This window comes from Arcobacter pernae (assembly GCF_049472135.1).
Classification (GTDB): domain Bacteria; phylum Campylobacterota; class Campylobacteria; order Campylobacterales; family Arcobacteraceae; genus Arcobacter_B.
Window position 1 is genome coordinate 243,442 of sequence record NZ_JBMOVV010000004.1, and the last position, 20,214, is coordinate 263,655.

Here is a 20,214-nt window from a genome sequence, read left to right on the forward strand (position 1 = left end):
GTAATAAATATGCCATTATTTAAAGTTTACATTCACCTGAAAATGAGGGGTGAGTCATATTTTCAGGTTTTAAATACTCCTCTAATTGCTCTTTTGAAAGAAGTTTTCTTTCTAAAACTATATCATATACACTTCTATTTTTATCTAATGCTTCTTTTGCAACAGAAGTTGCATTATGGTAACCAATATATGGATTAAGTGCAGTAACTAAACCAATAGAGTTTAGAACTTGATTTCTACAAATATCTTCATTTGCTGTAATTCCATCAACACACTTAAAAGCTAAAGTTTCAAAGGCATTACACATCATAGTTACTGATTGAAAAAGATTATAAGCAATTATTGGCTCAAATACATTTAGTTGTAACTGCCCTCCTTCACTAGCTAAAGAAATAGTAGTATCATATCCTATTACTTGAAAGGCTACTTGATTTACAACTTCTGGAATTACTGGATTTACTTTTCCTGGCATAATTGAACTTCCTGGTTGCATTTTTGGAAGATTTATTTCATTTAATCCTGTTCTTGGACCTGAACTTAAAAGTCTTAGGTCATTACAAATTTTTGATATTTTTGTGGCAATTGATTTTAAAACCCCTGATACATGAACAAAAGTAGAAGTATCTTGTGTGGCTTTTACTAAATCACAAGCTGTAACAAAGGGTCTATTTGTAACTTCTTCTAATTTCTCTTTTACAAGTGCTGCATATTTTGAATCTGTATTTATTCCTGTACCTATTGCAGTTCCTCCAAGATTCATTTGAGCTACTAAATCTTTAACCATTTCAATTACTTTTATATCATCGTCAATCATTAGAGCAAATGAGTTAAATTCTTGCCCTAGTGTCATAGGAACAGCATCTTGAAGTTGAGTTCTTCCCATTTTTATGATATTTTCAAACTCTTTTGCTTTTGTAGAAAATGAGTCTTTTAGTATTTGCATTTTATTTTGAAGTTTACATAGATATTCATAAAGTGCTAGTCTTACAGCAGTTGGGTAAACATCATTTGTAGATTGAGACATATTAACATGATTGTTTGGGTGAATAAACTCATACTCACCTTTTTTCTTTCCTATTAATTCTAAAGCAATATTTGTAATAACCTCATTTGCATTCATATTTGTAGATGTACCAGCTCCTCCTTGAATAACATCTACAATAAACTGTTTATGATATTTTTTTGCAAAAAGTTCATCACAAGCACTACAAATAGCATCACAGATTTCATTATCAAGAAGTCCTAACTCATTGTTTGCTAAAGCTGAAGCTTTTTTAACCTGAGCAAGTGCAATTATAAGTTTTGGGAAGTTTGATAAAGGAACACCTGAAATTGAAAAATTCTCTTTTGCTCTTAATGTTTGTATTCCATAATAATACTTATTTGAAATCTCTTTTTCACCTAATAAATCACACTCTATTCTATATTTGTTTTTCATATCTTAAGCCTTGCAAAATTTAATATGACTTGATTTTACACTCTTTTTTTATTATTTTGATTAAACTTTAAAGAGAATTTGTTACAATTTGCCATGATGATTAAAAAACTTATAACACTTATTTTATTATGTAACTTTGCTTATGCAAATGAGATTAAGCTTTATTTTGAAAAAAACAGCATAAAAAATGCACAAACTGCACTTTTAAGACTTGAAGCAAAAGATATAAAACAAGCAAAATTGACTTTAATGGATAAAGAACCTTTAAATCTAAACTTTAAAAAAAATAGTTTTAAAAAAGATGAATATTATGCTTTAATTCCTATTTCATACTATAAAAAACCAGATGAATATAAAATCATAATCTCTTATTTTAAAAACAATAAAAAACAGTTTAAATCAATTAAGTTAAATGTTATTGATGGAAATTATAAAAGTGAAACAATTAATGTTTCAAAATCTAAATTTAAGCCAAGTAAACAAAGAGTTGAAAGAACTAAAAAAGAGTATGAAGAAGCCATGAAAGTTTACAGAAGTGTAAGCGATGAAATTTTATGGAATGAAGACTTTATTTATCCTATGAACTCTAAAATAACTAGTGCTTTTGGAACAAAAAGAGTTTATAATAATGAGTTAAAATCTTATCATAGTGGCACAGATTTTAGAGCAAAAGTAGGAACACCAATTGTTGCTTCAAACTCTGGAATTGTAAAGATTGCCCAAAATAGATTTTATGCAGGAAACTCAATAGTAATAGATCATGGTCATGGAGTTTATTCATGTTATTATCACTTAAGTAAAATGCATTTTAAAGTTGGAGATTTTGTAAAAAAAGGTGAGATAATAGGACTTAGTGGTGCAACAGGAAGAATAACTGGACCTCACTTACACTACGCATTTAGAATAAATGGAATTCAAGTAGACCCCTTACAAGCAATTAATGTTTTAAATCAATTAAATAATTAAAAAACTCTTTCAACATTCTTTTCACATTTTTTCTATATAATATTTAATAAAATTATGAGGAAGAGTTTTGAAAAATCTTATTTTAGTAATACTTATTGCTATTTCTTTTACTGCATGTGCAAGTAAAGATGCAAATGTAGAAAATACTGCGCCAATACAAAAAACAGTAGAAACATCACAAGATGATAGTAGTTTTGATGATTTTTCTGATGAGTTTGATAGTGAATTTAAACAAGAAAATAAGCAAACTGTTTTTGATCCTTTAAGTGGTTACAATAGAGTTATGACAACTTTCAATGATTATGCATTTATTTATGTACTAAATCCTGTGGCAAAAGGTTATGCTTATATTTTACCGCAAGATGTAAGAGTTGGAGTTTCAAACTTTTTTGATAACTTGCTTTTTCCAATTAGATTTACAAATAATATCTTACAGCTAAAGTTTGAGAATGCAGGTGTAGAACTTGGAAGATTTGTAGTAAATACAATTTGGGGTTTAGGTGGGGTAATGGATCCTGCTACAAAAGAGTTAGGATGGAAACAGTATGATGAAGACTTTGGTCAAACACTTGGTCACTATGGTGTAGGAAGTGGTTTTCATATTGTATTACCTTTAATTGGTCCATCTAACTTAAGAGATATGTTTAGTATGGTTCCAGATGGATATGTAAGTCCAATTTCTGTTACAGGCTCAAGTGACATAGGATACAAAATACCAGATACAGCTCTTGAAGCTCTTGCAATTACAGGTGTAAAAACTATCAACAGCGTTTCATTAAAATTAGGTCAATATGAAAACATCAAGAAAGATGCCTTAGATTTATATCCATTCTTAAGGGATATTTATGAACAAAGAAGAAATCAACAAATAAAGGAATAAGTTAAATGAAAAATATTTTTAAAATTTTACTTTTATCAGCTTTTTTATTAACAAGTGCAAATGCACTAAAAAAAGATGAAATTGTAAATGTAATGACAACTAAAGTAGATAGTGCTTTAGAAGTTTTAAAACAAAAAGAGTTAAATACACAAGATAAAGCAAATAAAATCTTTGCTTTAATTGATGAAGTATTTGATTATGAACTAATGGGAAAAATTGCTTTAGGGAAACAAACTTGGTTAAGTATCAATGATACTCAAAGAGCAGATTTTTTAAATGCTTTTGAAAATAAACTAAAAAATTCATACGTTGATAAACTAGAACTATATACAGACCAAAAGGTTAAGATTTTAGAACTTGAAGAGTATAAAAAAACTAGACTTCAATTAAAAACTGAAGTTGTGGGTAAAGATGAAATTTATAAAATCAACTACAACTTTTATCAAGATAGAAAAAAAGGTGAATGGTTTATTTATGATGTAGATTTACTTGGTGTTAGTATTGTTCAAACTTATAGACAACAATTTGAAGGTCTTTTAAAAGATAAAAGTTTTGATGAACTACTTGAAATTTTAAAAGATACTAAAAAATAGATGATAAAAAAATTTTATGACAATATAATATTTAAATATCCAATTGCAATTATAATTACTTTACTAATTGCAATTGGTGTATTAGGATATTATAGTACAAAACTTGAAATAGATGCTTCAGCTGAAACACTACTTCTTGATGATGACAAAGACTTAAAATTTGTTAGAGAAGTTAGTAAAAGATACCACAATCCAAATTTCTTACTTGTTACATTTACTCCAAATAGTGATTTATTATCTCCAAAGAGTTTAGAAACTATCAAAAAAATGAGCGAAGACTTTTTAGAAATTGATGCTATTACAAAAGTTACTTCAATTTTAAATGTTCCACTTCTTCAATCACCAGTTAAACCAATCGCAACTTTAGTTGATGGGGTAAATAGTATTGAAGATGGAAACTACGATAAAGAACTTGTAAAGAAAGAGTTTTTAAATTCTGAACTTTATACAAATAGTTTAGTAAGTAAAGATTTCAAAACAACTGCTTTAGTATTAAGTTTAAAAGATGATACAAAATATAGAAGTTTACTTGAACAAAGAAATAATCTTCTTAAACTTCAAAGAGAAAATAAAATCACTCAAGAACAAAAAATAGAACTTGAAGAAACAATAATTGAGTTTAAAAAACATAGAGATTTCTCTAGAGAAAAAGAGAGTTCTGATATTCAAGCAATTAGAGATATTATAAAAAAATATGATAGCAGTGGAACTATTTTTCTAGGTGGTGTAAATATGATAGCTAATGATATTATTGGCTATGTAAAAAACGACCTTTTAATTTATGGTTCAACTTTAATTTTTTTATTAATTACTATACTTTGGATAATATTTAAAAACTTAAGATGGGTAGTTTTACCAATAACTATTTGTGTCTTATCAGTTATTGCAACTTCTGGTATTTTAGGTTTATTTGCATTAGAAGTTACAGTTATTTCTTCTAATTTCATATCGTTACAACTTATTATAACACTTTCAATAGTTTTACACTTAATTGTAAGATATAGAGAGCTTAATAATAAATTTAAACATGCAAGCCAATATAAACTTGTGATAAATACAATTTTATCAAAACTTAATCCATCATTTTTTGCTATTCTTACAACAATAACAGGGTTTGCTTCTTTAGTTTTATCTAAAATTGAACCTGTAAAAAATCTAGGTTTAATGATGAGTGCTGGTATTGCTATATCATTATTAATTGCATTTATTATCTTCCCTGTAATTTTAATATTCCTAGATAGAAAAGAAGAGAAGAATAGTAAAGTTAAACAAGATAGCTTTTTACTGATTCCTAAATGTATTAGTTTAGTTGAAAAAAGAGGAAATACTATAGTAATAGCAAGTATACTACTTGTAGTTTTTTCATTAAGTGGTGCTTCAAAACTTATTGTTGAAAACAGTTTTATTAATTACTTTAAAAAAGATACTGAAATATATAAAGGGATGAAAGTAATTGATGAAGAGTTAGGTGGAACTACTCCTTTAGATGTAATCATCAAATTCGAAGAGAGCAAAAAAGAGATAAAAGTAGTAGAAGCTTCAAATAATGAGTTTAGCGCATTTGATGATTTTGAAAATGAGTTCCAAGAAAATGCAAATGATGAACAATACTGGTTTACTGCTGATAAATTAGAAACAATTAGAAAAGTTCATAACTATTTAGAATCATTAGAAGAAATAGGAAAAGTTCAATCTTTAGAGACTCTTTTAAGATTAGGAAAACTTTTAAATGAAGGTGAGTCTTTAGATGGTGTTACTTTAGCACTTTTATATAACAAACTTCCAAATGAATATAAAGATATTATTTTAAATCCTTATATTAATATTGAAAATAATGAAGCAAGAGTTACTGTAAGAATTATGGATTCAAATCCAAACCTTAGAAGAAATGACCTTATTATTAAAATCAATAAAGATTTAGAAGAGCTAATCAAAAATGAGCATACTTCTTTTAGATTATCAAATTTAATGATTTTATACAATAATATGCTTCAATCTTTATTTGATTCTCAAATTAATACTTTAGGATTTGTAATCATTATTCTATTTATAATGTTCTTAATTCTATTTAGATCTTTAAAAATTGCAACTGTTGCAATACTTGCAAATATTATCCCTATCTCTGCAATATTTGGTATTATGGGGTGGTTAAATATCCCTCTTGATATTATGACTATTACTATTGCAGCAATTTCTATAGGAATTGGCGTTGATGACACTATTCACTATATACATAGATTTAAAGAAGAGTTCAAACATGACCATAATTATTTAAATAGTATGAAAAGAGCTCATGAGAGTATTGGTTATGCTATGTACTATACTTCTTTAGTTGTAATTGTTGGTTTTTCTATATTAGTTTTATCAAACTTAATACCAACTATTTACTTTGGTTTATTAACAGTTGTAGTTATGGCAACAATTTTAGCTTCAGCTTTACTTTTACTTCCAAAGTTAATTATAATATTCAAACCATTTAAAAAAGTAGCATAACAGCTACTTTTTTTCTAAAAGTATCATTTTTACTTCTTTAATAATAAAAACATGTTATATTTATAATTATGAATACTTTAAGAGAATACTTTTATCAAGAAAAAACCTTTGATTTGTTTGAAAACCTTGTTTATTTTAAAAACCTAAAAGGTGAATATATACTTTGTAATAACTCATTTTGTAAATATACAAACTATAAAAAAGAAGAAATAATCGGTAAAACTGATTTTGAACTTTTTTCAGATGATGATGCAAAAGTATTTACAACTAATGATAAAAGTGTTTTAAATCTAAAACAAGAACAAAGCTTTTGTGAAATCTTAACTTTAGAAGATGATGAAAAAATATTCTTTGAATCTAAAAAAGATGTTGTTTTAGATGATAAAAAGAACCCTGTTGCAATTATTGGAATATCAAAAGATATTACAAAGCAAAAACAGTATGAAACTTTACATTTAACAACTCAAAAAATTCTTGAATTTATTGTAAAAGATAGTTCTCTTGATGAGATACTTTTATTTATAATAAATGAAACAGAAAAAATCAATAGTAATATGATTAGTTCAATCCTTTTACTTGATGATAAAAAAGAGAAGTTTTCTCAAAGCTTTACAAGTAGTTTACCAGATTACTATAATGATGCTGTAAAAACTTTAATAATAGCAGAAGGCGTTGGTTCTTGTGGAACAGCAGCCTCTACTAAAAAGCGTGTTATTGTTGAAGATATAAATACACATCCTTATTGGGCTAATTATTTAGCACTTACAAAACCACTAAATTTAAATGCTTGTTGGTCTCAACCTTTTTTCTCAAAAGATAATGAAGTATTAGGTACTTTTGCTATTTACTACAAGAAACCTAAAAAACCAACTAGCTTTGAACTAGAATTAATAGACTCTTTTTCTTACTTAGTTTCACTTGCTGTAAATAGACACTTAAGACAAAAAGAACTAAAAAAACAAGAAGATTTAATTACTCACCAATCAAGGCTGGTATCATTAAGCAATGTATTAGAAAATATTGCTCATCATTGGAGACAACCTTTATCTTTGATTTCAACAATCTCTAGTGGTATGAGAATTGATTATGATTTATATTTAGAAGACCAAGAACATTACAACAAAGCCTTAGATAAAATCACACTAACTACGCAAGAATTATCAAGAACTATTGATGGCTTTAGAGATTACTTCTTACAAAATACAAAGAAAAAAGAGTTTAATATAAATCAAACTTTTGAAAAAGTATTGGATGTACTTGAAAAAAGATTAGAAAATACAGATATAAAAATAGTAAAAAATATTGAAGATATTACTTTGCATACTTATGAAACTGAAATTATACATATTTTAATAAATCTTATAAATAATTGTATAGAAGCTTTTGAAAATCAAAATATTGATAAACCAATCATTATGATTGATATAAAAGAAAAAGACTCAATGTGCATTATTACAATAAAAGATAATGCCTTTGGAGTAGAAGAGTCTTTAATATCAAAAATATTTGAACCTTACTTTAGTACAAAAGATGACAAATCAATTGGTATAGGTCTTAGTTTATATATCGTACATGATTTAATTAAAAGACATCTAGAAGGAATTGCCGAGGCTAAAAACTCTATATTTGAATATAACAATAAAGAGTATAAAGGTTTAGAAATAAAAATGAGCTTTCCAAAAAGAGTATAATTAAGATGATTTTTATCCTATTTACTCACTGTTAACTATTTATTAAAAAAAGATTAATCTTCATAATTTATAATTATAATATCAATTAAGTAATAAGACTTAATTTTGATACACAAGTTTTTCAACTTGACTCTCCTACAAATAATATACAAGTCAATAACAGAACGCTACCCCTAGGCGTTCTGTTTTTTTTATAATAGAGTTTAATATATAAAATTGTATAATATTTGAACTAAAATAACGACAAAATTAATATTTTTTAACTATAATTACATTTCAAAATAATATAAGGACTTTTAATAATATAATGGTAAAACTTGATTCTACGCAAAAACAGTTAGTTTTAAACAATTTAGATGAAAATGGTGAACTATCTTGCATAAGAGCTTTTAAAGCAGCAAAATTAATGGGTATAAAACCTAAACATATGGCACAGATAGCAAAAGATATGAATATAAAAATTACAAATTGTGAACTAGGTGTATTTGGTAAGTTAAGATTCTCTCAAATTAATGATGATATTTATAATACTTTAGCAAAAAATTCTGCTAATAACAAAAAAGTTCAATGTGAGATTGCATGGAAACTAGCACAAGAAAAAGGCTCTACTCTTAAAAAAGTTGGTTCTTCAATTAAAAATTCAGATATTAAAGTTACACATTGTCAACTTGGTGTTTTTTATGATGAAGAGTTTGATAGTTTTGACAAGGTTAGACAAAAATAGTATATGAAAAAATATATACTATTTGATAATGACGGAGTATTAGTAGAAACTGAAAAATGGTATTTTGAAGCCAATAAAATTGCTTTAAAACAGTTAGGTATAACTTTAGAACTAGATGTTTATCTTGAAATTATGGCAAGAGGTGGAACAGCTTGGGAATTAGCCTTTAAAGAGGGCTTTTCAAAAGAAGTTGTTGATAACAAGAGATTTCAAAGAGATGAATACTATCAAAACTTTTTAAAAACAAAAAATATTGAAATTCCAAATGTAAAAAAATCATTAGAAAAACTATCAAAAAAATATAAAATGGGAATAGTAACAACTTCTAGAAGAGTTGATTTTGACCTTATTCATAAAAATAGAGGTATTATTGATTATATGGATTTTAGCCTTTGTGTTGAGGAATATGAAAGAGCTAAACCCTACCCTGACCCATATCTAGCTAGTCTTAAAAAATTCAATGCAAAAAAAGATGAAGCAATAGTAGTAGAAGACTCACAAAGAGGCCTTACATCTGCTTTTAATGCAAATATTCAATGTGCTATTGTTCATAATGACTTTACTGTAAAACATGACTTTTCTAAAGCTGATTATTTTATAAATAAACTAGATGAACTTGAAGGATTACTTGAAACTATATAAAAGTTTTAAGCTTTTTTTATAAGAAGCTATCATAAAATTTTTATATAAAGAAAAAAGGCTTTATTATGAAAATCGAATCATCTGAAGTTAATATAAACACAGTTTCAAACTCACTTACAAGTAGTTCTGTAAGTTCTGGTGCTTGGCTAAATGAACTAAAAAGTGCAAGAGAAACAAAAGCAATTAAAACTACAGTAGTTGCTGATTTAAATGGCATATATCTAGCTTCAAATGACGAATCAAAACTTTCAGATGAAGATAAAATAAAAAAGAAAATTTTAGAAGAAATAACTACTAAATTAAATAATGACAAAGAAACGAACTTCTTTCCTAATGAAAACAAATATAAAAATGATGAAGTAAATTGGGGCTTTAGACTTCAAACTAAAACAGAATATCAACTTGAAAATAGTATTGAGTTTAATACAAAAGCCATAATAAAAACTTCAAATAAAGATTATGAAATAAATCTATCTATCTCTTTTTCAAAAAGCTTTTATGAAGTACATGAAGAACAACTAAATATTGGCAATCAAAAGTTTATAGACCCTCTTATTATAAACTATAAAGATAGTTTAAATAGTTTTGACAATATAAACCCTACACTTAAATTTGCTTTTGATTTAAATAGTGATGGAGTGGTTGAGAGAATTCCTCTTTTAAGAGATGGTGCAGGTTTTTTAGCAATAGACAAAAATAGTAATAAAGCAATAGATAGTGCAAACGAACTCTTTGGGACTAAAAGTGGTGATGGGTTTAAAGATTTAAGAGCTTATGATAAAGACAATAATAACTGGCTTGATGAAAATGACTCAATTTTTAAAGATTTAGTCATTTGGGAGAAAAATGATAAAGGAGATGATAAATTAATCTCTTTAAGTCAAGCAGGAATTGGAGCTATTTACTTAGGTAATTCAAAAACATCATTTGACTATCACCAATCAATTGAAAATAGATTTGCCCATCTTAAACAATCTAGCTTTTTTATAAAAGAGAATGGTAAGACAGGCTTAATAAATGGAGTTGATTTTATAATCTAAACTATCTATTTTTTAGATACTCTTTTAATCTTTGAACACCCTCTTTCATGTGTTCAATCTCTCTTGTATAGGCAAATCTTAAATATTGGTTTGTTTTATTTGCTCCAAAGTCGACACCAGGAGTTGTTGCAATATGAATAGAATCTAAAAGCTCTTTTGCAAAAGAGAAACTATCATCTGTATATTTTGATACATTTGCCCAAAGATAAAATGCACCATCTGGCTTAGCATCTATTTCAAAGATTTCACTTAACTCATTATATAAAAAGTCTCTTCTATCTTTAAAGATTGATTTTACTTCTTTTAAGTACTCTTCATCAAAAGCTTCAAGTGCAGCATATTGAGATAAAGTAGGTGCAGAAATAAATATATTTTGAGCAATAATTTCAGCTTGTCTTGATAACTCTTTTGGAACTATAATCCATCCAAGTCTTAATCCTGGCATACAATAATATTTTGAAAAACCATTAATAACAAAAGCTTTATTACTAAACTCTAAAGCAGTGTTTGCATTTTTTTCATATGTTAAGCCATGATACAATTCATCAGAAATAAAAGCTATATCATTTTCATCACAATACTCTATAAGCTCTTTTAAATTCTCTTCCTTATAAATATTTCCTGTTGGATTACAAGGAGAAGAGATTTGAAGTGCATCAAGCTTTTTACCCTTTAAATGCTTTACAGTTAACTCATAATCAGTTGATTTATCAATTGGCATAAAACAAGGCTTTATATCAAGCATACTTGCAAAGTTTTTATAACATGGATATGAAGGATCAGATAGTCCTAAGACATGATTATGTTTAAGTGTTAAAGTATAAGCAACTAAAAAAGCTCCTGATGTTCCAGGAGTTAAAATAATTTGCTCTTTATCTACATCAACCCCATAGTTTCTTTTATACATTGAAACAATCTCTTGTCTTAAGGAAACAAGTCCTTTTGATTCAGTATAAGAAAACTCATCATTTTGTACAGCTTCTAAAAGTTTTTGTTTTACTTTTGCACTAGGTTTTAAATCTGGTTGCCCTATTTCAAAATGTATTGTGTCATCGAAGGCTGCTGCATCTCTTACTATGTCCATTACAATGAATGAACTCATATTTTCATATCTCAATTAATAAATCTCCAAATTTAGTTGTTTATGGCTTTGTCAATATATCTTTCAAATAATGATTTGTCAGTCTCACCAACAAATTTTTTGATATAGTTTCCATCTTTATCATATAAATAATATTCAGGAACTTTAGTAACTTCCCCTAAATCTTTAGCAAATCTAGTATTTTCATCGCCAATTGTTACAGGATATTGAATATTATGTTTTTTGATAAACTCTTGCATTTCTTCTTTTGTTTTATTATCTTGGAATAAAACAGAAACAATCTCAAAATTACCATCATATTTTTGTTTTAACTTATTCATATCTGGTATTCCCTTGATACATGGAGGACACCATGTAGCAAATACATCTACTAATACAACTTTGCCTTTATAATCTTTGAAATCTATTCCTGTAAGTGTTGTTTTTAACTCTATTGTTTTGCCATCAACTGTTGTTAATTTAAACTCTTTTGAGTCAAAACTTTGACCAACTTTTTTTTCATCTTTTGGCTTTGCTACCATACTCTCATCAATTGAACTTTTAGTATCACAACCCGTAAAAAGTAATAAAGAAGTTATTGCACCTGCTATTAAAAAGTTTTTTTTCATATTAGTCCTAGAAATTTTATTTTTAGAATTATAATTAAGAATAATTAATAAAGGATAAATGCTAAATTAAAAGTGGAATTATATCAGTTTTATAATAATATTAAGATTATTTAAGTAGGTCTTGGATTATTTTTTTTGATTCATGTTCATCAAAGAAAAGATTCATTGAAAGCTCATAATTTACTTGTTTTATAAACTTTATTTTCTCTTCTTTTAGTTTAAGGTCATTATTTTTATGTTTTTCTTTTATCTCTTCTAACTTTAGTTTATACTCTTCTACTATTTCCTCTTTTTTAACAGCTGTTGGTTTTGTAGCTGTTTTTGTAAAGAACTGCTTAAAAATTAAGTAAGCTGCAAAAACAATAAGAATAATTAAAACTAAAGTTAGAAAATCCATACTATTTAGACCTTGCTATATCTTTTGCTTCTTTTGCTAAAGCTTCAGCTCTTCTTGCTGTTTGTAAAGCTTCTGAAATAGCTTTATTATTCTCTTCTTGAGTTTCAAGTTTTTCAACTCTTTCTAACACTGATCTATAACTTACATGACCAATTGTTTCTAAAACTCTTGGAGCTTGCATAATATGTTTAATAAGTTTTAAGTCTCTCCAGTTATCTGTTAGTTTTTTATCAATAAAACTAGCATAATCAACATCAGTTTTAGTCTCATTTGCAACAAAAGATAAATCTAAATCTATATCATCTTTTTTACCAAATAAGTTGTAGTATAAGTCTTCTAAGTAAACCTTATTTTCAAGTGTCTTAACATACTCATAAACTTCATCTTTGTAATCTTTAAGAAGATAAGATAAAACTACTTCTGATACTTTATGTTCACCTGAAGTTAAAATTTCATTTAACTTCTCTGTACAATTTTTATAAACTTGATTAGACTCTTCTTTAGTTAAAGCTTTTGTGAATTTTACTAAATCTAAATTGAATCCAAAACTATAAGAGTTAATATCTTGAATCAATGGATTTAATATCTCATCTGCATTAGAAGTAGTATTAGCATACTTTACAATACTATTTACAAACTCAACATCATTTTCATTAAAAAATGCATCTTTACTGTAAGCTTTAATATCTTCAACAAGATTTACTTCTAATAATCTTTTTGCAGTCTCTTCATAATATGAAGTAAGCTCATTCATTGCATACTTTTTTGAATTTTTTGCAATTAACTCATATTTTGAAGCTATTTCAAGATATTTTTCAATTTTTTCTTTAATATTCAGCTCTTCTAATAAAGCTAACTCTTTCTCCAAAATCTCATTTTTTTGAGCATTTAAAGTTTGTGCAACTTTTACACCTCTCTTTGGTAGTTCTGTTGCTAATTTGTTAAGTTTTTCATTATACTCATTTATATCTTTTGAGTTTTGAATTTGTGACGCTAACTTAACAGCTGAAGAAATTTTAATAGATCTTCTAATAAAGAAAAGAACAACTAATAAAATCACTAATAAAACTAAACCCGCACTGTAAACTCCATTTGGTGTTTGTGCATAAACTTGTGCTAAATCAAAATTTGTTTGTTTTGCAATAGTAAAAAACTCTTGTAGGTTTTCTAAAAATGACATCCCCTGCTTCCTTTAGTATTTAACTTAATATTCTTAGTAGTATACACTCTTTTTCTTAATCTTTTAACTATATATTCTATACCTATAATACATAAGTTATTAACTGATACAAAAATAAACTTCTATTTATTCACTTAAATATTTTTCATACTTTTCATAAAACTCATGAGCTTCCACATAGACTTTACTATCTATTTGCTCAACAGTTTCATATCTAACTAAACTTAATATTTTTTTTATAGTTTCTTTGTTTTTTGGATCTGATATAAATTTTGAGTGTATATTAACTTTAAAATCATCACAATCTTTATTAAAAAGTCCTAATACTGTAGGGAATATCTTTTTTGAAGTGTCTAAAATCTTGATTCTCTCTTCAATTTTTGGATTTAAATCTTTGGCAATTTGCCATACATGAGCAGGAACTACTGCTAAATCCAACTTATTAAAATAAACATCTAATATTTTTTTATGTTGATTAAAATTTGAGTAATCTTTTATATTGTAATTTATATTTTTTTCATTAGTCTCTTCATAATATCTTTTCATAAACCACAATTTAGAAAGATTATGATTTGTATAAAAACTTACGTTTTTATTTTCTAATTTATCATATGAATCTATGTTTGAAAGTCTATTTACTAAACTTAGATATTGAATATATCTATCATCTGAATCTTTTAAAATTATAAAGTTTTTAGTATTGTTATTAAAAAAATCAAAATTCTTTATATACATACTAGGCGTCATATAAAAAAGATCAATTTTTTTATTTTTATAATCCTCTTTTAATGTAGCTTCATCATAATAAGTATTTACAATAACATCTAACTTTTCTAAGCCTTTTATATGACTTAGAAACTTTTCCATTAGCTTTTTTACTGTTTTTTCATTTGCTACTTTCTTATCAAGACCATAAAGGCCAATACTTATAGTATCGGCCTTTAATGAAAAAACTATTATTAAAAATAAAAATAAAATTTTAGTCATACTATTTATAAAGTTTTGACTCCACTAAATTAAATAAATCTTGATATGATAATCTTTTTAATTGCTCTCCATTTACAAATAAAGTAGGAGTACCTCTTACATTTAATTTTGTTGCATCTTCTCTATCAAGTTTTACAATTTTATCAACATTTGTTTTTTCAAAATCTTGCTTTAACTTATCAACATCTAAAGATGGAACTTTTTTTAATTCTCTCCATAATAGTTCTGGTTGCTCATTATTATGTTGTGCCCAAATTGGTTGAGATTCATAAATTTTATCAAGTACCGCTTGATACATATTTTGTTTTTTTGATGCTTCTAATACTCTAATAGCAAATTTTGAGTTCTTATGATTATCTAAATATCTAACTACAATTTGAATATCTTCATAATAGTTTCTATATAACTCTTTTACTACCTTGTGATAAATAGCACAAGACTCACACTCAGGGTCAATAAACTCTACAACATATACACCTTTTTTATTATCACCAAAAGTTGTAGAGTGTTCTCTAATAAATGGTGCTTGTGTGTGTGAGAGTTTTTCTATACTACTTGTTGTTTTTTCTTGATAAAAATATACAATTGCAGCAAAAGCAGCAAGTATAACAAATATCGTTCCTAATACAACAGATTTATTTTTCATTTTTTAATTCCTTTTTATACATTAATAGTAAGATAAATATTATAAGATATGCACATAGAGATAAAAAAGGTATAGAAATAAATCCAAACCAATCTATGTACTTAGTCGAACATGGAACTCCTTGTACACAAGGAACAACACTTTCTGGAATAATTCCAAACATTAATAAGTTATGATAAATAGCAAAAAGTAAACCAACCACAACAATTGGCATAGCATATTTAAATACTTTATCATCAGGATATAAAGTATTAATTAAAAAGATTAGCACTAAAGGATACATAAATATTCTTTGATACCAACACATACTACAAGGGACAAATTGCATAACTTCTGAGAAAAAAAGACTACCCATAGTTGCAATGGAAGCCGTTATAAACGAGAGTAAAATTAAAAAGTTTGACTTGGTCAAATTAACTCCTAGACATAATTTTTGAAAAATTATATCTAAGATTAGTTAACAAAATATTTATTATAATTGTTATAAGTTCAATTTATAAAATTTTATTAAGCTCCGCCACCAATGCTTGCATTTAACTCCCCATGAAGCTCACTTCTTGGAATTGAATCACACATTGCAACAGATTCATTTAGTGCTTTAAAAAATTCCTCAATATTCTCATAAGGAATTTCAACCTCAGAAACCTTATCTTTGCCATGAGAATAAATAGCAATACTTACTACGGGACTACTATACTCACCATACGGCTTTTCAACATGTTCAATTCTTACTGTATCATCACTACTGTGCGCTAACTTAAAAGTTTTAATTTCAATGTGTTTACTAGGCATAATATACTCCTTGGTTAAATTTAATAAATTGTACCATAGAATCGTAGCAATAAACAAACATTTTATTTCTTTATTGAAGTTGCCGTAAGAAATAGATAATTTTTTCCTGTAAGAGTTACCCTATATTTTTTTTGTTGTAAATATTTTTTGCAAAAGTAAACATCTTTATATAAAACTGATTGTTCAGAAAAAGAATAGTTTGCAGCTTTAGCCCCATAAATCATCTCAGAATCATGCCATCTACAATTAGGAAAGCCTAAAATAATTGCACCATTTTCTTCTAAATGATTTTGAAATAAATCCATAAATAACTCTTTAAAGTTTAAAGTACTACTTTGCAGTGTCCCTATAGATATAATCAAATCTGCTTTTTTTAGATTTAAACTTTTTAAATCATTAATATCATGCGTATGAAAATCATAATTTTCTTGGGGAAATCTAGCTTTTGAATAGTCAATTGCTGATTGACAAAAGTCAATCCCAATAAACTTTTTGTTTTCTAACTCATCTTTTGATAAAAGCTTATTGATTAAATCAAACTCATCACCTTTGTTTATTCCTAAATTTAAAATAGTATTTTTTTCTTTTACCTTTGCATTTATCAATGCTTGTTTATAGTAGTGCAAAAAAGCTGGTTCTTCATTTTTATTGATTTTAAAAAATATCGATTCTTCTCCATATTTCTCACTTCTATTTTCAAGTTGTGTATTGTGAAAAGAACTTTGTTTATCAATCTTAACAAACTTCAAAATTACCGTATATTTAGAATGAACAATTGGAGTTAATAGCTTACAGTATAAAAGTTCACTTAAGTCATTCCATGCTTTGTATGAGTGATAAATATACTCTTCATCTAAAACTATTTTCTCACCAGCATATAAATTTAAACCAAAATCTGGATTTAAAACTTCTATACTTACCTCTTGAGAAGTTTTCAGGTTCTCTTGTAAATAGCTCATAATATCTAACATTGAATGTGTGGTAAACTTTTTCATACTCTATTTCTCTTCTTTTATTTCGTCTAATATTTCTTGATTTAGTTCTAGCTCTGGCTCTTTATTTTTCTTATGACCTTTTGAATTCTTTTTAATTCCTTCAAGTTCAATTTCGATTGCACCTGTTGAAATAGAGATTTCAAAAATTGCTGTAATTAATGAAGCACACATTAAAACCAAACTTACTCCAAAAATTATATTTCCAAAAGTTTTAAACTCAATAAAAAGCAAAAACATCGAAAATGTACATAATAGTAAAGATAAAACTCCTAATATCTGCATCAATTTAATTAAATCAACTCTTTTTTTCAGATTTTTTATTTGTTTTGATGCTTTTGGAACTTTACCATCTCTAGCATTTGCACTTAAACCTCTTATTAGCTGTGCTGTAGTTAAAAATCTACTTGTATATGCTAAAAGTAGTAAAGAAATAGCTGGAAATAATAATGCAGGGGTAGTTATCGCAAGATCCATTAGTTGCCTTTTGTAAATTTTTTTGGAATTATAACTTATTTATCTGTAAACTATATGATATTTTTTATCACAAGTGTTACTATTTTACTTATTCTTTTGAATTAATATTTTTTTTTAATCTTTTTTTAATGTTTACACTTTTTCTACATTTTTTTTTACTACTATTGCATTTATGGGAAGAAATCATTAAGGAGAATATATGAATATACACACAGCCGATTTATGTGATGAAAATCAAGATAAAGAATTACAAATTTTATCACCTAAGTTTAAAAACTATGGTGGGTTAAAAAGATTTTACGGACAAATTGAAACTATTAAACTTGATAAGAGTAACTTCAGACTTTTAGAAATGCTAAGAGATGAAGATGGTGAAGGTAAAATTGTTGTTGTTGATAATGCACAAGAGTTTTTTGGTGTTGTTGGTGATAAGCTAATGGCATTTGCAGCAAAAAACAACTGGAAAGCAATTATCTTAAATGGATATGTAAGAGATACTGATGAAACTCAAAATATTAATGTTGGATTATTTGCAATTGGTACTTGTCCATTAAGAAACTTTGATAAAACTCAATCTTCAAGAGGTGAAGAACTTAATTTTGAAGGTTTAACTTTCAATAGAGGTGATTATGTTTATGCTGACAATGACGGTGTAGTAATCTCTAAAGAAAAACTAATTTAACTAAGGTTAAAACCTTAGTTTTTAAAATAAGTCTACGCTTGACACCTGCTCTTCTTTAAATCTAACTACTTTATCTCTACCTGTACTTTTTGCTTCATACAATGCAATATCAGCATTTTTAATAACAGAATTAAAGTTTGACGAATCTTGAGGGAACATAGAAAGACCAACACTAATAGTTTTTCTAAGCTTAGCTCCAGCATAAACTTCAATCTCGTTTTCTCTAACTTTCTTAGATATTTTATTTGCAACATTTAAAGCATCTTCTTCTGCATTTACACCAACTAAAAGTACAATAAACTCTTCACCACCATATCTAATAACTAAATCAGATTCTCTTACATTTTCGTCTAAAATTGCTGCTAATTCTTTTAATACTTTATCACCAATATCATGACCATATTCATCATTTACAGCTTTGAAATGATCCATATCAAGCATTAATACACCAATATTAATCTCTTCTCTTTTTGCATAAGGAATTAATTTTTTAGTATGTTCTTCTAAGAATTTTCTATTATATAAACCAGTTAATCCATCTGTAAATGCAGATTCTTGAAGTGCTTTCATTAATAGTTTTACTTCAAGTGATGGAGCAGCTTCATTAATATAACTTTTTATAAAAGTAACTTGAGATTTTAACTCTTCTAAATCCTCTTTATTATCAAAAACAAAGTTTATAATTAGATTTATATTTTTACTAATAGATATATTTGTACAGTAATAAAATAGATTCTTATCTTCAAAATATGGACATGTATTATGGAAATCCATTGATATAACATCATTTTTTGTTCTAGCTGCCCTACAAACTTCTGGTGTTTCTTCAAGTGTTGCTTTACAACAGAACATATCACCTTTTTGAATGACAGTAGTCATCTTATTTTTAGTCATTTCAATTTCAATAAAATTAAATGCTTTTAAATTAAATTTATTAGAAAATACTTGAGATAATCTTTGATAAATTTCATCTCTTGAGTCATCTAATTCAATCTCTTTTTTAAATTGATAAAGATTTGATAAATTATCAATAATCTCTTTTGACTCATTTAATGGATCTTTACCATGCTGTCCACTTTTATATCCAATAAATCCATGTAATTTCTTTTCAATATCAATAGAAGTATCTTTAAAGTTAACCATTAATTTATTGTATTCATCAGTTAATGAAATCATATCTTGAGTCAAACCAGTTGGTGTAGAGATTTTTTTGAACTTTCCTTGAACTGCATTGCTTATATTTGTACTAAATTTTTCAAATAAAACTATATAAGGTTTTAAAATTCTTCTTGAAAGATATACAATAACGAATATTGCGAATAGTACAACCAAAGTAATAATATAAATAGACTCAATACCTATTTGCTTTAAAGCACTAATATCAAGCTCTAATGATACTGCACCCAAGGTCTCACCAGGATCAACATTATGACATTTTAAACAATCAATATTTTTAACAGCTATTGCATTGTAAGGAATAGTTACTCTAACAGAAGTAGTAGTAAAAGTCTCTTCTATTTTATATTGCATTTTTCCTGTTAATAATACACTCTTATCAAGGGCATCTTTAGGTAGTTTTGTTTTATCCACTCTGCCAAACTGCTCATTTACAGGTTCACCTCTAACTAACCAAATATTTTTCACATTGTTCATATTTGATACTGAATCTATAAAAGTGTCAACTTGATGCATATTATTATTTAGCATATGTGAAGTTAATCCACTTTTTACGACTTCTGAAATTGCTTGAGCATTATGAATTGCTGATTTTATACCTATATTTCTTAGATTATATAAACTTAATGCTGTAATTATTATAGCAAGTAATACTACCATAATAACGAACTGTAAAATAATATTTTTCCTCACACCACTACCTTAAAA

21 protein-coding genes are annotated in these 20,214 nt (G+C 26.6%); 9 read left to right on the forward strand and 12 right to left on the reverse strand.

Features of this window, described 5'->3' with window-relative positions; genetic code table 11:
- Positions 1-19: 19 nt before the first annotated feature.
- On the reverse strand, positions 20-1,438 hold the full coding sequence (aspA, locus tag ACH5BF_RS06835) for an aspartate ammonia-lyase (RefSeq protein WP_423273466.1): 1,419 nt from the start codon (positions 1,436-1,438) through the stop codon (positions 20-22).
- A gap of 96 nt (positions 1,439-1,534) precedes the next feature.
- Between aspA and pgp3 the strand changes: the two genes are divergently transcribed.
- From pgp3 to ACH5BF_RS06875, 8 genes are all read left to right on the forward strand, one after another.
- A complete protein-coding gene (gene pgp3 / locus ACH5BF_RS06840; protein ID WP_490372049.1) occupies positions 1,535-2,404 on the forward strand; it encodes a peptidoglycan metallopeptidase Pgp3 in 870 nt (289 codons plus the stop codon).
- 154 nt (positions 2,405-2,558) lie between these two features.
- Positions 2,559-3,284, forward strand: a complete 726-nt coding sequence (locus tag ACH5BF_RS06845; protein ID WP_423273502.1) for an MlaA family lipoprotein — start codon at positions 2,559-2,561, stop codon at positions 3,282-3,284.
- A gap of 5 nt (positions 3,285-3,289) precedes the next feature.
- Positions 3,290-3,877: a Tgt2/MlaC family protein gene (locus ACH5BF_RS06850; RefSeq protein ID WP_423273468.1), complete on the forward strand. Its 588-nt coding sequence runs from the start codon at positions 3,290-3,292 to the stop codon at positions 3,875-3,877.
- Positions 3,878-6,370: an efflux RND transporter permease subunit gene (locus ACH5BF_RS06855; RefSeq protein WP_423273469.1), complete on the forward strand. Its 2,493-nt coding sequence runs from the start codon at positions 3,878-3,880 to the stop codon at positions 6,368-6,370. It abuts the gene before it with no gap.
- Between the two features lie 68 nt (positions 6,371-6,438).
- Complete coding sequence (locus tag ACH5BF_RS06860) at positions 6,439-8,061, forward strand: GAF domain-containing protein (protein ID WP_423273470.1); 1,623 nt, start codon at positions 6,439-6,441, stop codon at positions 8,059-8,061.
- Between the two features lie 307 nt (positions 8,062-8,368).
- Positions 8,369-8,785, forward strand: coding sequence for a ModE family transcriptional regulator (locus ACH5BF_RS06865; RefSeq protein ID WP_423273471.1), 417 nt, complete (start codon positions 8,369-8,371; stop codon positions 8,783-8,785).
- A gap of 3 nt (positions 8,786-8,788) precedes the next feature.
- Positions 8,789-9,427, forward strand: a complete 639-nt coding sequence (locus ACH5BF_RS06870; protein WP_423273472.1) for an HAD family hydrolase — start codon at positions 8,789-8,791, stop codon at positions 9,425-9,427.
- 65 nt (positions 9,428-9,492) lie between these two features.
- Positions 9,493-10,467: an SPM autocatalytic domain-containing protein gene (locus ACH5BF_RS06875; protein WP_423273473.1), complete on the forward strand. Its 975-nt coding sequence runs from the start codon at positions 9,493-9,495 to the stop codon at positions 10,465-10,467.
- Between the two features lies 1 nt (position 10,468).
- On the opposite strand, the gene ACH5BF_RS06880 is transcribed toward ACH5BF_RS06875, so the two are convergent.
- The 10 genes from ACH5BF_RS06880 to ACH5BF_RS06925 form a co-directional block, all read right to left on the reverse strand.
- Positions 10,469-11,584, reverse strand: a complete 1,116-nt coding sequence (locus ACH5BF_RS06880; RefSeq protein WP_423273474.1) for a pyridoxal phosphate-dependent aminotransferase — start codon at positions 11,582-11,584, stop codon at positions 10,469-10,471.
- A 17-nt stretch (positions 11,585-11,601) separates the two neighbouring features.
- Complete coding sequence (locus tag ACH5BF_RS06885) at positions 11,602-12,177, reverse strand: TlpA family protein disulfide reductase (RefSeq protein WP_423273475.1); 576 nt, start codon at positions 12,175-12,177, stop codon at positions 11,602-11,604.
- A gap of 106 nt (positions 12,178-12,283) precedes the next feature.
- The gene (locus tag ACH5BF_RS06890) at positions 12,284-12,574 is read right to left on the reverse strand and encodes a hypothetical protein (protein ID WP_423273476.1); all 291 of its coding nucleotides are present in this window, start codon (positions 12,572-12,574) and stop codon (positions 12,284-12,286) included.
- 1 nt (position 12,575) lies between these two features.
- Positions 12,576-13,754: a hypothetical protein gene (locus ACH5BF_RS06895; protein ID WP_423273477.1), complete on the reverse strand. Its 1,179-nt coding sequence runs from the start codon at positions 13,752-13,754 to the stop codon at positions 12,576-12,578.
- A gap of 126 nt (positions 13,755-13,880) precedes the next feature.
- Complete coding sequence (locus ACH5BF_RS06900; RefSeq protein ID WP_423273478.1) at positions 13,881-14,741, reverse strand: PhnD/SsuA/transferrin family substrate-binding protein; 861 nt, start codon at positions 14,739-14,741, stop codon at positions 13,881-13,883.
- A 1-nt stretch (position 14,742) separates the two neighbouring features.
- Positions 14,743-15,387 (reverse strand): DsbA family protein, encoded by a 645-nt coding sequence (locus tag ACH5BF_RS06905; protein ID WP_423273479.1) that lies wholly within the window; start codon positions 15,385-15,387, stop codon positions 14,743-14,745.
- Positions 15,377-15,799 (reverse strand): disulfide oxidoreductase, encoded by a 423-nt coding sequence (locus tag ACH5BF_RS06910; RefSeq protein ID WP_423273480.1) that lies wholly within the window; start codon positions 15,797-15,799, stop codon positions 15,377-15,379. The genes ACH5BF_RS06905 and ACH5BF_RS06910 overlap by 11 nt, the downstream gene beginning before the upstream one ends.
- A gap of 95 nt (positions 15,800-15,894) precedes the next feature.
- The gene (locus ACH5BF_RS06915) at positions 15,895-16,179 is read right to left on the reverse strand and encodes a hypothetical protein (protein WP_423273481.1); all 285 of its coding nucleotides are present in this window, start codon (positions 16,177-16,179) and stop codon (positions 15,895-15,897) included.
- A gap of 62 nt (positions 16,180-16,241) precedes the next feature.
- Positions 16,242-17,174 carry a methyltransferase domain-containing protein gene (locus ACH5BF_RS06920; protein WP_423273482.1) on the reverse strand — a complete coding sequence of 311 codons (933 nt, stop codon included), beginning with the start codon at positions 17,172-17,174 and terminating at the stop codon, positions 16,242-16,244.
- 3 nt (positions 17,175-17,177) lie between these two features.
- A complete protein-coding gene (locus tag ACH5BF_RS06925) occupies positions 17,178-17,648 on the reverse strand; it encodes a DUF2721 domain-containing protein (RefSeq protein WP_423273483.1) in 471 nt (156 codons plus the stop codon).
- A 199-nt stretch (positions 17,649-17,847) separates the two neighbouring features.
- On the opposite strand from ACH5BF_RS06925, the gene rraA reads away from it, so the two are divergent.
- Positions 17,848-18,330, forward strand: a complete 483-nt coding sequence (gene rraA / locus ACH5BF_RS06930; RefSeq protein ID WP_423273484.1) for a ribonuclease E activity regulator RraA — start codon at positions 17,848-17,850, stop codon at positions 18,328-18,330.
- A 21-nt stretch (positions 18,331-18,351) separates the two neighbouring features.
- Here the strand turns inward: rraA and ACH5BF_RS06935 are convergent, their stop codons facing one another.
- Complete coding sequence (locus tag ACH5BF_RS06935) at positions 18,352-20,199, reverse strand: GGDEF domain-containing protein (protein WP_423273485.1); 1,848 nt, start codon at positions 20,197-20,199, stop codon at positions 18,352-18,354.
- Positions 20,200-20,214 lie beyond the last annotated feature (15 nt).

Coding starts and splice junctions, on each gene's coding strand:
- pgp3 (WP_490372049.1), top strand. CDS start 1,535: ATGATTAAAAAACTTATAACACTTATTTTATTATGTAACTTTGCTTAT.
- ACH5BF_RS06885 (WP_423273475.1), bottom strand. CDS start 12,177: ATGAAAAAAAACTTTTTAATAGCAGGTGCAATAACTTCTTTATTACTT.
- ACH5BF_RS06860 (WP_423273470.1), top strand. CDS start 6,439: ATGAATACTTTAAGAGAATACTTTTATCAAGAAAAAACCTTTGATTTG.
- ACH5BF_RS06895 (WP_423273477.1), bottom strand. CDS start 13,754: ATGTCATTTTTAGAAAACCTACAAGAGTTTTTTACTATTGCAAAACAA.
- ACH5BF_RS06925 (WP_423273483.1), bottom strand. CDS start 17,648: ATGGATCTTGCGATAACTACCCCTGCATTATTATTTCCAGCTATTTCT.
- ACH5BF_RS06850 (WP_423273468.1), top strand. CDS start 3,290: ATGAAAAATATTTTTAAAATTTTACTTTTATCAGCTTTTTTATTAACA.
- ACH5BF_RS06920 (WP_423273482.1), bottom strand. CDS start 17,174: ATGAAAAAGTTTACCACACATTCAATGTTAGATATTATGAGCTATTTA.
- ACH5BF_RS06855 (WP_423273469.1), top strand. CDS start 3,878: ATGATAAAAAAATTTTATGACAATATAATATTTAAATATCCAATTGCA.
- ACH5BF_RS06870 (WP_423273472.1), top strand. CDS start 8,789: ATGAAAAAATATATACTATTTGATAATGACGGAGTATTAGTAGAAACT.
- ACH5BF_RS06905 (WP_423273479.1), bottom strand. CDS start 15,387: ATGAAAAATAAATCTGTTGTATTAGGAACGATATTTGTTATACTTGCT.
- ACH5BF_RS06890 (WP_423273476.1), bottom strand. CDS start 12,574: ATGGATTTTCTAACTTTAGTTTTAATTATTCTTATTGTTTTTGCAGCT.
- ACH5BF_RS06915 (WP_423273481.1), bottom strand. CDS start 16,179: ATGCCTAGTAAACACATTGAAATTAAAACTTTTAAGTTAGCGCACAGT.
- ACH5BF_RS06900 (WP_423273478.1), bottom strand. CDS start 14,741: ATGACTAAAATTTTATTTTTATTTTTAATAATAGTTTTTTCATTAAAG.
- ACH5BF_RS06865 (WP_423273471.1), top strand. CDS start 8,369: ATGGTAAAACTTGATTCTACGCAAAAACAGTTAGTTTTAAACAATTTA.
- rraA (WP_423273484.1), top strand. CDS start 17,848: ATGAATATACACACAGCCGATTTATGTGATGAAAATCAAGATAAAGAA.
- aspA (WP_423273466.1), bottom strand. CDS start 1,438: ATGAAAAACAAATATAGAATAGAGTGTGATTTATTAGGTGAAAAAGAG.
- ACH5BF_RS06875 (WP_423273473.1), top strand. CDS start 9,493: ATGAAAATCGAATCATCTGAAGTTAATATAAACACAGTTTCAAACTCA.